General features: G+C 60.5%; 9 protein-coding genes and 1 pseudogene. 6 read left to right on the top strand and 4 right to left on the bottom strand.

Annotated features, from left to right (window positions below; all coding sequences use genetic code 11):
• Nucleotides 1-1086: 1086 nt before the first annotated feature.
• The 3 genes from A4R29_RS04510 (at nt 1087) to A4R29_RS04500 (ending at nt 5812) form a co-directional block, all read left to right on the top strand.
• On the top strand, nt 1087-2442 hold the full coding sequence (locus tag A4R29_RS04510; protein ID WP_082827306.1) for a dicarboxylate/amino acid:cation symporter: 1356 nt from the start codon (nt 1087-1089) through the stop codon (nt 2440-2442).
• A 278-nt stretch (nt 2443-2720) separates the two neighbouring features.
• Nucleotides 2721-3785 carry a LacI family DNA-binding transcriptional regulator gene (locus A4R29_RS04505; RefSeq protein WP_050596311.1) on the top strand — a complete coding sequence of 355 codons (1065 nt, stop codon included), beginning with the start codon at nt 2721-2723 and terminating at the stop codon, nt 3783-3785.
• A gap of 1373 nt (nt 3786-5158) precedes the next feature.
• Nucleotides 5159-5812 (top strand): transposase, encoded by a 654-nt coding sequence (locus A4R29_RS04500; RefSeq protein ID WP_244506892.1) that lies wholly within the window; start codon nt 5159-5161, stop codon nt 5810-5812.
• Nucleotides 5813-6119: 307 nt separating this feature from the next.
• On the opposite strand, the gene A4R29_RS04495 is transcribed toward A4R29_RS04500, so the two are convergent.
• On the bottom strand, nt 6120-6962 hold the full coding sequence (locus tag A4R29_RS04495; protein ID WP_050596312.1) for a TIM barrel protein: 843 nt from the start codon (nt 6960-6962) through the stop codon (nt 6120-6122).
• Nucleotides 6963-7345: 383 nt separating this feature from the next.
• Between A4R29_RS04495 and A4R29_RS35445 the strand changes: the two genes are divergently transcribed.
• The gene (locus A4R29_RS35445; protein ID WP_063171285.1) at nt 7346-7687 is read left to right on the top strand and encodes a hypothetical protein; all 342 of its coding nucleotides are present in this window, start codon (nt 7346-7348) and stop codon (nt 7685-7687) included.
• 87 nt (nt 7688-7774) lie between these two features.
• Here the strand turns inward: A4R29_RS35445 and A4R29_RS35440 are convergent.
• The 3 genes and pseudogenes from A4R29_RS35440 to pdxR all read right to left on the bottom strand — a co-directional run.
• A pseudogene (locus A4R29_RS35440) lies at nt 7775-7933 on the bottom strand (hypothetical protein); the annotation flags it as partial.
• Nucleotides 7934-9440: 1507 nt separating this feature from the next.
• Entirely contained in the window at nt 9441-10163 is a 723-nt protein-coding gene (locus A4R29_RS04485; RefSeq protein WP_174564957.1) for a B3/B4 domain-containing protein, read from the bottom strand.
• A gap of 183 nt (nt 10164-10346) precedes the next feature.
• Complete coding sequence (pdxR, locus tag A4R29_RS04480; RefSeq protein ID WP_063171284.1) at nt 10347-11885, bottom strand: MocR-like pyridoxine biosynthesis transcription factor PdxR; 1539 nt, start codon at nt 11883-11885, stop codon at nt 10347-10349.
• Nucleotides 11886-11953: 68 nt separating this feature from the next.
• Here pdxR and A4R29_RS04475 point away from each other — a divergent pair, with 68 nt between their 5' ends.
• Together A4R29_RS04475 and A4R29_RS04470 are read left to right on the top strand one after the other, a co-directional pair.
• The gene (locus A4R29_RS04475; protein ID WP_082827304.1) at nt 11954-13246 is read left to right on the top strand and encodes a trans-sulfuration enzyme family protein; all 1293 of its coding nucleotides are present in this window, start codon (nt 11954-11956) and stop codon (nt 13244-13246) included.
• Entirely contained in the window at nt 13234-14136 is a 903-nt protein-coding gene (locus A4R29_RS04470; protein WP_027162802.1) for a dihydrodipicolinate synthase family protein, read from the top strand. Before A4R29_RS04475 ends, A4R29_RS04470 begins: the two co-directional genes overlap by 13 nt.
• The last annotated feature ends 102 nt before the right edge of the window (nt 14137-14238 follow it).

The following is a 14238-nucleotide window of genomic DNA, read 5'->3' as shown; positions in this document are numbered from 1 at the left end:
CATCCTCGATCTTGGGCCGCGACAGCAACGCCGCGCCACCTGGATCTGCGATGTCCCCCGGCGTAGACGCACCGGATGGCATCAGGGTCCGAGCCATCGATGGCCGGCATCAACAAGCATGTCTTCGCCCCACGAGCCGCCGCATGATTGGCGAACTTGCTCGCGCGTGGGTGCCGCTTGCCGGAACGCTTGACGTTGATGCGGGTAGTCGTGATGTGTCGGCGGCAATGCGCCAGACTTTCGCAGCTGACATACTGCCTTGCATAGGATCAAGAGTGGGTCACTGTTTTGGGCGTCCGTCAGGCCCTGACGAGGGGAAAGCACGAAAGAGGCCGGAGGCAAGGCTTGATGCATGGCTTGGCTATCCTTACTGAACTGAGGCGCGGTTCAGGCTCCGGGGCGCAACCACACGTTGGCCTACAGAGCGGGAATGAGGATGGCTAGTCAACCGAGCTTTTCTCGCATTTATGCAAGGAAAGCAGGCGGACATGACAGAATTCCATCAACTGAGATTTTGCCGACAAATCGACGTCGAAAGGCAAAGCTACCCCGGCTTTTTCAGCGATGCCCGGCCGCTAAGCCTGCCGAGATCGAAGCTTGCGGGATGCTGTCGGCATTGAGGCGCGTTAGGCAGACGTACGGCTTGGAGTGTCGTCGAGCGGCAAAAGTGTTGGCGCTAAGAAGCCTCTTCTGACTCGCACCGACGCGCGAGGTCCGGCGACCTATTCGGTCTTATCGATGACCCGTCGAGAGGTCACGGTAGCAGCGGGAGAGCAGTAAGAATCCGCTAGTGTAGGGAGTCCTCCACTTCCGCGCCTGGACGGGTCGCAAGTGCGACCAAGAAGCGAACGGGCACGGCGGCTTCCGGGTTACCGCCTGGTTGCTGCCAAGCTCCAGCCATGGGTGCAAAGCTGGGCGTACGTGCGGGATTTCGCCCGAGATGCCGTCAAGGATGCGGAAACCCGCACAACCCACCCGTACTGAGGCTGCCTCACCGAGCGGAGGAATACGCGTATTTGGGTGCGAGCCTCCACTTGGCACAAGACTTGCGGCGACCTGCCAGCAGCGCGTGACCGGAGCGCCGCGATGCGAGAAGTGCGGGAAGGGAGGAGGCCCAGCCCGATCCGGTCAGGGAGAGAAAAGCTGTTGGTTTCACCAATCCGAAGCGCGGGTCCAGCGCCCCGCAAGGCCTTCTACGCGCAGCTCTACATTCAGGTGCTTACCGCCATCGCGCTGGGTATCGCAGTCGGGTATGTCTACCCGGACGTTGGCGAGAGCCTGAAGCCGCTCGGCGATGCCTTCATCAAGCTCGTCAAGATGATCATCGCGCCGGTGATCTTTCTAACCGTAACAACCGGCATTGCCGGCATGAATGACCTCAAGAAGGTCGGCCGGGTCGCCGGCAAGGCAATGATCTATTTCCTCACCTTTTCGAGTCTCGCATTGATTGTCGGTCTCATTGTTGGAAACGTCGTTCAGCCAGGTGCCGGACTGAACATCGATCCGGCCTCGCTCGATTCCCAAGCCGTAAAGGACTATGCCGCCAAGGTGCATGACCAGTCGGTGACCGGCTTCGTAATGAACATCATTCCATCAACGATCGTTAGTGCCTTCGCGGACGGCGACATCCTGCAGGTCCTGTTCTTCTCGGTTCTGTTCGGCATCGCTCTCGCGATGGTCGGCGAGAAGGGCAAGCCTGTGCTTTCGTTGCTTCAGGCGCTTCTCGCGCCGGTGTTCAAGCTGGTCGGCATCCTGATGCGGGCTGCGCCCGTCGGTGCTTTCGGCGCCATGGCCTTCACAATCGGCAAATTTGGCATCGGTTCGGTGGCCAACCTCGCCATGCTGGTCGCGACGTTCTATTTCACCGCCTTCCTCTTCGTCTTCGGGGTTCTTGGCGCCGTCTGCCGATATAACGGCTTCTCGATTTTCTCTCTCGTGCGCTACATCAAGGAAGAGCTACTGCTGGTCCTGGCAACGTCCTCCTCGGAGGCCGCGCTGCCCTCGCTGATGGAGAAGATGGAGAAGGCCGGCGCCAAGCGTTCCATCGTGGGTCTCGTCATCCCCACTGGATATTCCTTCAATCTGGACGGCACCAATATCTACATGACTCTCGCCGCCCTCTTCCTGGCCCAGGCGACGAACACGCACTTGTCGGTTAATGACCAGATCCTCCTGTTGCTCGTCGCGATGCTTTCCTCGAAGGGAGCCGCAGGTATAACAGGCGCCGGCTTCATCACCTTGGCCGCTACGCTCTCCGTAATACCAAGCGTTCCCGTTGCTGGGATGGCTCTGATCCTGGGCGTGGACCGCTTCATGTCCGAATGCCGGGCGCTGACGAACGTGGTCGGCAACGCGGTGGCCTCGCTGGTTGTCGCCCGCTGGGAAGGTGAACTGGACGAATCGCGCATGAAATCCGCCTTCAGGGGTTGCCCGAGAGATTAAGCGCCCCTCGCCCCGGCAAGATTGCTGCAGCGCGACCAGCCAACTCGCCGGGCTCACCAGCACCAAACAATCGGCTCGCTGGGTCTACACAGCGCTTCGCGAGGCCACAGATCAGAAGCACCAAATGCGGTGAGGACAAGAAACATGAAGGCCCTAAGAAAACTGACCGTAGACCGAGACGCGCCCAGGTGCGTCCGGAGCGCTGTTCAGTGTATGGACCGTCGATCGGAGGGGATGCCGAAATGTTCAGGCCTCAATCCGCCGCCGGGATGCAGCTGATGACGGAGAGCCACCCGATCAAAATTGGAGCGACGGCAAAGCGCCCTACAATTGCCGACCTCGCCCGCGAAGCCGGGGTGAGCGTGGCAACGGTCGACCGGGTCCTGAACGCTCGCCTTCCGGTGCGGGAGGAGACCATGCGGCGCGTTCACCACGCGGCCCACGCGATCGGCTATCATAATGCGGGACTCATCAAACAGCGCATGCGGCAGGACCTGCCGCGCTACCGGCTAGGCTTCATCTTGAGAAAACCGGGCCAGTATTTCTACCAGGAGTTCGCGCGCGAGGTCGAGGCGTCTGTCAGTTCGGCCCACTGTTTCCACGGCATTCCGCTCATCGAATTTGCGCCTTCACATTTGCCTGGGGATCTCACGGCACTGCTTAAGGATCTTGGTAGCCGATGCCACGCGATCGCCATGGTGGGGCCAGATCATCCGAAGATCACCGCAGCAGTCGAGGAGCTCAAGGCGAAAGGCATCCCGGTCTTTTCGCTGCTTTCTGACTTCGCCGCGGGCGTGCGCGAGGGGTACATAGGTCTCAACAACCGCAGCGTCGGTCGCACGGCAGCCTGGATGTTCTCCAAGGTCGCTAAACGGACCGGCAAGGTGGCCGTTTTCGTCGGCAGCCACCGTTTCCAGGGTCATGAGCTGCGGGAAAGCGGGTTTCGCTCCTATTTCCGTGAGAACGAGCCAGCATTCGAGTTGGTGGATACGCTCGTCAATCTTGAAAAGCGACAGATCACTTATGAGGCGCTGCTAGATCTTATGCACCGGGAACCTGAGCTCGTCGGCTTCTACATGGCTGGCGGCGGCATGGAGGGGGCTATCTCCGCGCTCCGGGAAGAAGACAAAGGCCAGGACCTCGTCGCGATCGTGAATGAAATTACGCCGGAGTCGCGGTCGGCCCTAGCGGACGATATCATTACGATGGCGGTGGCGACGCCGCTGCGCCGACTTTGCCAAGAGCTGATGTTGCTGATGGATCGCGCCATCAAGACCGGCACTGCGGAGACGCCGGGGCAGACATTTCTGCCGTTTGACATCTATCTGCCGGAAAACATCTGAAATGATGCGATCTATCGCCATGGCCGACATTCATAATTGCCGCGCATTCCACTCGGGACGGTATGCACATTTCAAATGAAGTGTAGGCTCTGCTCATGCAGATCGAGAGCAAAGCCGTGCTGGGGAATCTCCTCCAGTCAATCACGTCACGATGAAGCTAAGCGTGCAGCTCTTACAAAGACGCTCGGTCAGTTGTGGGCGTTAAATTCGGATGCATCCAGCTGCTCGCGTCCGTCAAGGCGCCGATCGTTTGCTGGATGAAGTATAACGGGCCCACCAAAATGGCTCTTTCGCTTTATCCAGTGTCCCGACCTGGAGCGGCGCGTTGCGAAGCCGGTCGAGGGCAGTTTTGGCGCCATTAGCTGCGATGCTTGGTGATGGCTCAACGATCTCCGTGATCGCCTCGCTTGGCAGCCGGGGAGGCAACCAGGCGTGCGTCCTTCGGCATTCTCAAACCTGACCGTCGACATCAAGGCCTTGGCCGGCCTTACGCGTCATCGATCGAACGCGAAAAGCGGGTTGGCCGGCCTTCAGGAGGAGGCGAACACAAATGAAGCGGCCTGAAGCTCGGCGTGAAAGGGGAACAATTTTTCCGGACATATCGTGAGCTTGGCAAACTCGCTGCCAAGAGCATAGCGGCCCGGTAAAGGCTTGGGGAATTTATGCGCTGCGCGGGCCTGGAAAACGTCTTCCCCAAGGCGTGCCTATATTGGCTTTCCCGATTGCGCACGACACGGCTGCTTGAGCCCGCGAAATTCAAACTCGGTCAGCCTGGCGTTCCGACCAGGCGGCCGCCGGTCCTCGTGGCACGGTCGCGGCAGCGACGAGTAGCTTCGGTCAGGCTCCGTTCTTGTCGAAAAAGCCTATCATCCACGCCGCTGCCGGACGACGCTGGGTGCGAGTTCGACAGGGCTCATGCCCTCCACTCTCCCCCGCGCGCTAAGTATGGGCAGTTGTCCGTTATCGGCGGCAACCGATGTCGGTTCTCTGTTTTTTGATCAGTGGGCTAGCGTCGGTAGAGCCGGCCTTCGGAGGTATGCCGTCCGGCACTGCCAGCGCAGATTGGATCGCAACTCTTGAGCAGCTCCTTTCAGTTCGGATGCCAGCCGTCGCTCTACCATCGAAAACACGGGAGGTAGCTTTGCATTCTGCCTCGGTCCGAGATGGCATTGCCTGTTTGCTCTCAGGTGCTCATAGGAATCGGTCCGTTCCCGGAGTGTGCGTCGCCAGCAGGGCTTGCTCGGGCGGTCGGATGCATATAGCTCGGCTACAGAAGAGGCGGCCAGACCTTCATTCGTCGTCTGCCGCGACTTACTGCATAATTCGTGTTCAACAAGGAACGACCTATGAGGCGGCAGCCCCGAGCTTTCACGGTGGAGATCAAACAGAAGCGCAGCTCTCAAAAGCGGAGTGGTTCGATCTGGAGCAATGTCGATCTTACCGCAGCAATGGCCGAGACAACAAGGGAACTCGAGGAGATGGAGTTGCCAAATGGTCGCCCTGTTGACTCAAGTGTTGTAGCGCTTGATGCTGAACACATTCACAAACCGCGAGCGGAGTATCTCATGGCAAATTCCCTGGACGCAGAACCAATAGCAACCGCTATGCAACCGGCAGCCAAAGTAGAGAGGCCTCAGAAGAAGAATGCCCAACGGTCGCCGAAAGCGGAGGCGGAGTCCAGGCCGCCTGCTCGGAAGAATGTGCCCGATGCGGCGTCTCAGGCGGAGGAAGCAGCGGCCGTTCGGACCGGACGTAAGATCTACTCTGGAAAGGAGCGCGCCCAGCTGCTCGCCCTGATCCAGAAGTCTATCAGTGGCGGCGCCACTCACAAGAGCGCCGTAAAGCAGGCCGGTATCTCGGAACAGACCTACTATCAATGGAAGAAAGCTGTGCTGCCTGTATCGGTTGGTGACGATCTGAAGGACCTCGTCGCTCTTGAGGAAGAAAACAGCCGACTGAAGAGCCTGCTCGCGGAACGCCTGCGCAAGGAGAACGCGGAACTGAAGAGGAAGCTGGGCTTGCAATAACCCTGCAATCTTGTCCGACATCCGAGAGCTCATAGCTACGGGTCTGGCACCGGCACATGTGGTCGGAGGAACCGGGTGTCGCCAGGCTAGGTGAAACCGCAGCTGCGCGACCGCGGCACCTGCGGTTGGCTTCGCGCACTCGCCCTAAGTCCGCCACCAGTTGCTCCTTCGTCCGAACACTGCGATAGTCCGCCGCCCTCTGCGGACCCATCGACTGCCTGCCGCCCAAGGCGGTCCGGCAAGCATCTGCATGAGCGAGACACAGGAGCGATCTCGAATGACATGTCCGCTCAAGTGCCTACGCGCCTTAGACCGGCATTCGCGCCAGTAGCCCATTTCGGATGAGATCGATGCTGGCGGCAAATGCGCCTACAGAGTCATTCAACGAGTGGACTTCCTCGACGAGCTCGAGAGAAAAGGGACCCGCATAGCCGCCATCAAGTAGCGCCCGGATCTGGCTGCAATTGTCGGAACCTCCCGGGATGCGATCTGGGTGAACCCAGAAGGTTGGATCGTTTATGCCTGAAAGGTGCACGAGACCTGTCAGATCGCAGAAGAAAGACGTCTCGCCGGCGAGCGTGTGGTGGAATGTATCGTGCACGAGCCGAAAGACGGACTGGCCATCAACCCAGGCAATAGCGTTGGCCGCTTCGTTCTTCGACCGAAGCGAGGAGGTCTGGAAGCCCAGCGGTTCGATGAGTCCAATCAGACCCCGCGACTGAAGTATCGGCTTGAGCGCCTTCAAGGCGGCGCGCAGATTGCCATTGCGCCCTCCATTGGCGGACCACGAACCGTCGTTCACCGGCACCAGCATGAGCGCCTGAGCGCCACAAGCGGCCGCATAATCGGCGAGCTTGCTGGCCTCGGCCTTGCGGGCGGGAGTCCATTCGTTGAACCGCTGTAGGGCGTTGACTGAGATAATCGTGACGCCCGCTTCGGCAGCGGCAGACCGGACATCCGCCGGCGGCTTGCCGCGCACAACAGCCTTGCTGCAGGGACTATTCCGGATTTGCACGTCGGTCAGACCGAGATCGCGGGCGAGCGCGAAGAACGTCCTGACGTCAAGTCCCGGCGCCGCCATGTAGTCGAGTGCAAACCGAAGTGGCGCCTGGCGCACGGGGTGGCTTTCTTTCATCAAGGCGGCCGCCATTCTCGGCTGACTGGCCTCTGCCGTTTGGCCGAAATGATCGGCATAGGGAGGCGAGCCAATCGAACTGACCCGCTCTATATCCACACGATCGTGATTCATTGTGAGCCGACTTTCACGCAACGGATACTGCCGCGCCTCTTGAGAACATTGATCTGCTGCGAAATGACGGAAGATCGCTCGAGGCTATCCAGTTGCTTCCGCAGAGTAGGCGCCCGGAAAGGATGCTGGACCGATCCGGAGCCAAACTGATATGGCAGGCTGATTCTTCGTGGCGAGGTGCCCAGCGCGATCATAGCGCGCCTCTCCGCCCCCTCCCTCAGGCTCTGGATCCATCCAGGACGCGCTGCCGTGCGGCCTTGAATGCCGCTGGTAACAAGGGCAACATGTCGGCCAGCGTGTTGAACGCAATCGGCGTGACCGCCGGCGAGACTGCGGGCTATAACATAGAGTCTCCGCGGACCGGGCGTGATGGCGAGCACGGAGGCCTCGGCGAGGTACAGGGCGAATGGGGTCAGTTCTGGCATCATTGGTTCATTCCGACAAAGTTCATGATTATTCTGGAAGCGACGATCTCGCGGTCAGATGCCCGTTCGCTCGCCGCAAGGCCCGCAGCCACGCCAGCGCGATCGGCAGCGTTCCGGTTCCGAGTCAGTTTGCACTTGCTCTCCAGCCTTGTGATCGGCATGCGCAAGCCAACGATCCCGCGAGAGTTGCGCCTGTACTAATCCGGCGGGCGTGCCGACACCGCCCAGCGAGGCGCGCTCGCCCTCGTGGTGGTCAGTCAGGCCATTCACGACGTCCAGCAGTCTTCCCGCATGCTCGAAGAACTCGACCGGATCATAGGCGTGGACGGCGATGTAATTCCAAGTCGGACGACCTTCCCGGCTTCCTGCTTGGCCGCATACTATGCCGGCGTCGCATAAGTGTCCGGCCCCATGAGATGGCCAAGCCGTCGCCCAGCGGCGGAACACGGCACCTGCGGATCAGCCTTCGCGAGGTGCCCGTAGATCACGCCGTGCTCGCCCTCTCATCAAGCAAGTGGGCGGTGACGAGGCGAAGAGCATTGGGCCGTGGCAGAGACTAAGTTCGACAGCGGCGCTGCGCGGATGCTCGCTCGCAGGAAATCGATATCATCATCATCTCGGAAGGCCGGAGAGGCTACATCGGCGGAACTCCGTGTGTGCGTTACAGATTAGATACTTGCAATCTGGCCCTCTGGAAACAGCCAGTTAGTTGCATTTGTAGCCGTCCAGTTGGTGAAGTGGCCTGGCGGGCCGGATCATTGGGCTAATAGTTTGGCGATCCAACAGAGAGGCCCTCCACGGCTTCTGCGCCCCGACATGTCTGGCTCAACCGTCCGTGGCTCCGCCGTCGCCAGCGTAGTGCTACCGATCGAGTTGCCGGCGATAAAGATAGAACCAGGGGTAGCCTCTGGCGGCCCTGATGGTCCTGTTGAAGAAATCTACGCCGGAGATGGCGCACCTCGGCGGCTCGTTTAAGGAAGTACGAGCGCCCGGCGCATTATGGCCACGGCCACAACGAGCGCATGGTGCTTCCTGTCGAGCGTGGCACCGCGCACGGTGCCGTGATGCCATGCTGTCGGCCGGCCGGCTTGGCCGACTGCGCTACGGATGGAAGTTCAGGCGCCGGTGCGGCGGCTGGCTGTTCCCGGGGCAGCACGCGATTACCCGACGCTGCAGATCCATCGAATCGTCGCCGAGACTGCAGCAGCGCCAACACCGTCAAGGGCCGGGCCGGCACCGCTGCGTCACAGCTTCGCCACGCTTTGAGGCCGGCGCGACGTCGGAAATTACCCAGGCCCTCTGGGGGAAGCAAGCTCGACACACACGGCCCTCTACGCAAGCCCGACCTGTAGATACGCTGCAGGCCAGTCCGCGCGAGAACTTAGCCTTTCAAGGAAGCGGAAAGCTCGCCCGTGCGGCCACTCGATTGAGATCGCCGACATGATCCGTGCTGCCCGGCCTGCCTATAAGGTCGCGCATGCAGGCCAGTTCAGCCTCGGCAGCTCAGGGTCATGTCGGCGACCGAGCACTGCCGCACGGCAGGCACACGCGGCCGAGGGCGGATCGGGTACAACTGCCGCGGTCGCCCTCCGATAAGGCAAGCGGAATGAATCGTCATCCGCATCCCCTCCTCGGCGGAGCCACGAGTCTGCCCAAGGATGGCAGATGTCTCGCGACCGCTTCGATCTGAATTCCATCCGGCTTTCGCCACGAGATGTTGTACTGGCTGGAGTGCCAGGACTGGCGCCTGACGTCGAAATTGATCAAAGCAGTGCGCAATCTTTGGACCATGGCGCTGGGTCAAATTATGAATGCGGTGCACCTTCCGCTGGCCTGCTGAGCACGAAATGGCCAGAGGCGTTACCTCCCATTGACCTTCGCGCCAGGAGACCCAGCCGCAAAGGAACGCACACTGGTTGGGAGCGAACCGATCATACCGGGGCGGGCACGTTCCTCAACCGACCCGTCTGTCGACACTGGCGGCGACAGGCTTTAGCGGTGTGATTTCCTGCTTGTAGACCTTACACCCTGGTGCCAGCTCTCTGAGACCGCTCACCAGCATGTTAGCCGCCTGCTCGAGCGCCTCTTCCGGCATCGCCGCCAAGCTTTCCAAAATAAACCACATGCGGCCGCCCACCCTCTCCAACCGGGTGCGCGTGCCCTGCCGCCAATTCCAGCGGCGACATGTAGCTCCCAGATCGTCGCGCCAGATGACCTCCCCCTTGGAAGGGTTTTCGACGACCGTTTCGCCATTCAAAACAGTGTGGAAAGACTCCGTTCCTACGGCAACCGTCAGCCGCGGTTTGCCGACATATGCATCAAAATTTTCGCCGCCAATCGGTATTGCGAAACGCAGGCTCACGGCATTGTAGAGGTCAACGATAGGATTTATTGACGGGATTCGACCATCCTTCTCCACCCGTTTTTTCAATGCATGCGCCGAGCACGGCGTCCGGTTTGGTTTCGCGCCGAACCGAACGTATGCCTCCGCCCAATTGGCCAAGTGCGCTTCTCCCCAGGCGGCCCCCCCCGCTCGGGCGAAGTCGCAAGCCTCTCCCAACACGTCCCGAGCCATGGCGCCTCGCGCACTGTCCTGTGCATCAACAAGAATGCTGATTGCGCGAAAGTCAGGTGCGATCTCTGCTATTTCTTCGTCGATCCGCGGAAAATCCAACAACGCTTTCTCCCTTTAAGCCAGTCGCGAGGGCGCCTTTGCTTCGACCGCCTTTTGAGAGCTCCTCAAGAATCCCTTCCCCGGTCCCAGGGCATACTCCTGCCCTGGACCCGGACTGGCCGACAGAGCCAGTCCGGGCAAGTCTTGCTGATCCAGTCTGCGATCAATGCCGGCGCGACTCTGAGGTCACGAGCCAGGCCCGCTCGCTGTCAGGGCGCGCATAGAGCGTCTTGCCGAATCTTCGGCAAAGCTTCTGACCCGTTGGACAGCGCCAGCAAGGAGGCGAACACCATTCTCGATCTGCCGAATGGTCAGGGCGGAATAGCCCATCACCAATCCAATCCGATCAGCGCGGCCTTCATCTCGGATGTACAGCGATGAAATCGGATGGATGCCAACCCCGACCCGCCGCGCCTCGTCAACCATGACCTCCTCCAGCGACCGAGAAAGATCCTTGAACCAGACGACGACATGCAGCCCTGCATCGGCCCCCTCGATGGCAATGCTGTCTGCGAACGCACGTCGAAGGACAGCAAGCAGTGCCTCTCGCCTCTCCCCGTTAAGACGGCGGACGCGGCGCACGTGCCTTTCATAACCACCGCTCTCAATGAGTGAGGCCAGGGCCTCCTGTTCCGCAACCGGAGAATGCCTGTCGAGAAGCTGCTTGGCCATCGCAAAGACGTCTTGCAACTCGGCCGGAACCACCAGGTAGCCGATGCGCAGCATCGGCGACAGTGTCTTGGAGATCGTGCCAACATAGATTACGGAACTGCGGTCTTCCAGCTTATGCAGCGGGGGCACCGGTCGAATGTCGTACCGGTACTCGCCATCGTAATCGTCCTCGATAATATAGGCGTCATTGCGCCGAGCCCATTCGAGGAGCTGATACCGCCGCGAAATCGACAAGACGCCGCCGAGCGGGAATTGGTGCGACGGGGTGACATAGGCTAGCCGCGCTGGTATCTCCTGCAGCAGCTCGGTCTTCATGCCCTCGCTATCGACGGGGACAGCAACGGGCGTGGCTCCTGTGCTGGCAAAGACTTGGCGCGCCATTCTATAGCAGGGATCCTCGATCACGAAGCTGTCGGAAGGATCGAGCAGCAGGCGCGCGCACATGTCGAGGCACTGCTGTGATCCACTTACGACGAGGATCTGCTCGACCTGGCAGCTAAGCGTTCGGGCACGCCACAAATATCCCTGCAGCGCCTGGCGCAAGCGAAGCGAGCCGCGTGGATCGTGATAAGCTAGCCTTTTGGGGCTTGGTGACATTGCCGCGTTCATCGCACGCTTCCACGTGAGCGCCGGGAAATCAGATGGGGCGAGGTCGCCATAACGGAAATCGACCTTGAAGCGGTTGGGGAGGTAATCGCGCCGCGGGGGACTGGCGCGCAGTCGCTCGCCGTAACGAGAAAGATGGATGGGGCCAGTCCGTTTGGGCACCGCGCTGGTTTCTTTACTCCGGACTAGCGAAGATGCAACGCGCGGTCTTGCGCCTTGAACGACCTCGATGAAACCTTCGGCGACCAGCTGGTCATATGCCATGGTGACCGTGGTCCGCGACACACCGAGTTCATTTGCTAGGCCGCGGGACGACGGCAGCTGGCTGCCCGTTTCATAGATTCCACCCAGGATCTGCTCTCGAAGAGCTTCGCAGATCTGGCGCGCGCCCAGACCTTGCGAGCGAGCTGTCGACGCGGAAGGAGAAGGCTGGACCATTTCTTTCATCGCCAACTGGACGTTTCACCTGGGTTAGTGTGAAGGCATTGTCGCCGAAATCAAGAGGGCTTAAGCCGATGAACAGCGCCGAAGATCAGCTTGAAGCCGAGACAACATCAACGCCGTCCCGGAACGACGTCGGTCTCGCATTCGCCACCCGGGCCATCCATCATGGCTACGATCCGGCCGGCTTTTCCAATTCCGTTCAGACGCCGGTGTTTCTCACATCGACCTATGGATTTGAAAGCGTGGCAGCAAACGAAGCCGCCGCAGCGCTTGGGGGAAGGCTTTACGCACGCGAATACAACCCGACCACCGAGATCCTCGAAAAGCGGCTCGCCAATCTCGAAGGAGCCGAAGCTGGGCTGGTACTCGCCTCGGGGATCGCAGCCTTCGGCACGCTGATCCTTTCGCTGCTTTCGCAGGGTGACGAACTCATTGTCCACAAGACCCTCTATTCGAATACGCTCGCCATGGTCGAACAGGGGCTGCCGCAGTTTGGCATCAAGGTCGTTGCCGTCGACCTGTCTAATCCGAGCAATCTCAATGGCGCCATCACCGACAGGACCCGGCTCGTGTTCTTCGAGACGCCAATCAACCCGCTGGGCCGTATCCTCGACATCGCTGCCATTGCCGAACACGCCCATTCTCGCGGCGTGAAGGTCGCCGTCGACAGCACCTTCGCCTCGCCCGCCCTCCAGCGTCCGCTGGAACTCGGAGCCGACCTCGTGATCCATTCGCTCACCAAGTACATAAATGGCCATGGCGATGCGCTGGGCGGTGTGATACTGGGCGACGTGAATACACTGCACCTGCTGCGCGAAACTGGCCTGCGCTATCTCACCGGGGCAGCGCTCTCGCCGATGTCGGCGTTCCTGATCTTGCGCGGGTTGAAGACACTCACGTTGCGTATGGAGCGTCACAGTGCCTCTGGGCTTGCGGTCGCCCAGGCGCTCGAGGCGCATCCGGCTGTGGCTTGGGTTAGCTATCCATTTCTCGGCTCTCATCCCGACCATGAGATCGCGCGCAGACAGATGTCGAACGGCTCGGGCATGTTGGCTCTCGGCCTCCAAACGGGGTTCGAGGGCGCGCGCCGTATGATGGACCGGCTCAAGCTGATCATCCGAGCGGTCAGCCTCGGCGACGCTGACAGTCTCATCTATCATCCAGCAAGCCTGACCCGCTCGCGCGAGCCAATTCGCAAGGACGCGCATTTGCCTGACGGAGTCGGCGACGATCTCATGCGTCTGTCGGTAGGGCTCGAAGACGCCGCCGATTTGATCGCGGATCTAGAGCAGGCGCTGGACGGGGGTCTGATGCCAAACGCTTCACCCAATGTAATAACGGGAGCTTCAGCATGGCTTTCCTGAGCGGCCTTTCGGCCTTCCCAATAACGCCAAGCGACAGCGATGGCGGCGTCGATATCCTGGCGCTTCGAAAGCTGATAGCGCGGCTTTGCGCAGCAAAGGTGGATTCCATCGGCCTGCTCGGCAGCACCGGCACCTATATGTATTTGTCGCGCGAAGATCGCCGCCGGGCGCTTTGCGAGGCGCTGGACGAGACAGGTGGACGAGTCCCGCTCGTGATCGGCGTGGGCGCTTTGCGCACCGATGAAGCGGTAAAATGTGCAAGTGATGCGAAGGCCCTCGGCGCAGCCGCGGGGTTGCTCGCGGCTGTTTCCTACACCCCGCTCACGGAGGACGAAGTTTTCGAGCATTTTTCGACGGTGGCGCGCGACAGCGGTCTGCCGATCGTGATCTACGACAATCCCGCAAACACGCATTTTCGCTTCACGCCAGCGCTCATCGAGCGTCTGGGACACCTGCCTGAGATCCTCGCTATAAAGAACTCGGCCGACCGGGGTGATGCCATCAAAGGCCAACTTGCGCACCAGAAAAAAATTGTGCCGAAAGGATTCTCGATCGGCTACAGCGGCGACTGGAACGCCACCGAAGCCCTGATCGCCGGAGCCGATACATGGTACAGCGTCCTCGGTGGCATCTTGCCCGACCCGTGCCTGAGGATGGTCAGAGCCGCTCAGCACGGCGACCACGCGGAAGCACACCGGATCGACGCCACCCTGGCCCCGGTGTGGGAGCTTTTTAAGACGTTCTCGAGCCTTCGCGTCGTATACGCAATCGCCGAGCTCCTCGGAATTTGTTCCGCCGAGCCACCACGGCCAATCAAGCCACTTTCCGCTGCCGCGAAGTGCCAGCTCGCCGGCGTCCTGGACCGTCTAGGATCAGGTGTCGGATCGTAAGCCGCGCGACTTCATATTGCCGGGGGAAAATGTACGCACCCATCCTTCGATGGGCCTGTAGTAGCCGAGATCTGCTCCATCATCTGATTGGGAACGATGCGC

The sequence above is a fragment of the Mesorhizobium ciceri biovar biserrulae genome (assembly GCF_001618845.1).
Classification (GTDB): Bacteria; Pseudomonadota; Alphaproteobacteria; order Rhizobiales; family Rhizobiaceae; genus Mesorhizobium; species Mesorhizobium ciceri.
Note: the sequence above shows the minus strand (reverse complement) of the source record. Positions and strands in the feature narration are given on the sequence as shown.

Excerpts from the sequence above, each read along its gene's own strand:
- A4R29_RS04510 (WP_082827306.1), top strand. The coding sequence starts at position 1,087 with ATGCGAGAAGTGCGGGAAGGGAGGAGGCCCAGCCCGATCCGGTCAGGG.
- A4R29_RS04505 (WP_050596311.1), top strand. The coding sequence starts at position 2,721 with ATGACGGAGAGCCACCCGATCAAAATTGGAGCGACGGCAAAGCGCCCT.
- A4R29_RS04495 (WP_050596312.1), bottom strand. The coding sequence starts at position 6,962 with ATGGCGGCCGCCTTGATGAAAGAAAGCCACCCCGTGCGCCAGGCGCCA.
- A4R29_RS35445 (WP_063171285.1), top strand. The coding sequence starts at position 7,346 with ATGTCGGCCAGCGTGTTGAACGCAATCGGCGTGACCGCCGGCGAGACT.
- pdxR (WP_063171284.1), bottom strand. The coding sequence starts at position 11,885 with ATGAAAGAAATGGTCCAGCCTTCTCCTTCCGCGTCGACAGCTCGCTCG.
- A4R29_RS04475 (WP_082827304.1), top strand. The coding sequence starts at position 11,954 with ATGAACAGCGCCGAAGATCAGCTTGAAGCCGAGACAACATCAACGCCG.
- A4R29_RS04470 (WP_027162802.1), top strand. The coding sequence starts at position 13,234 with ATGGCTTTCCTGAGCGGCCTTTCGGCCTTCCCAATAACGCCAAGCGAC.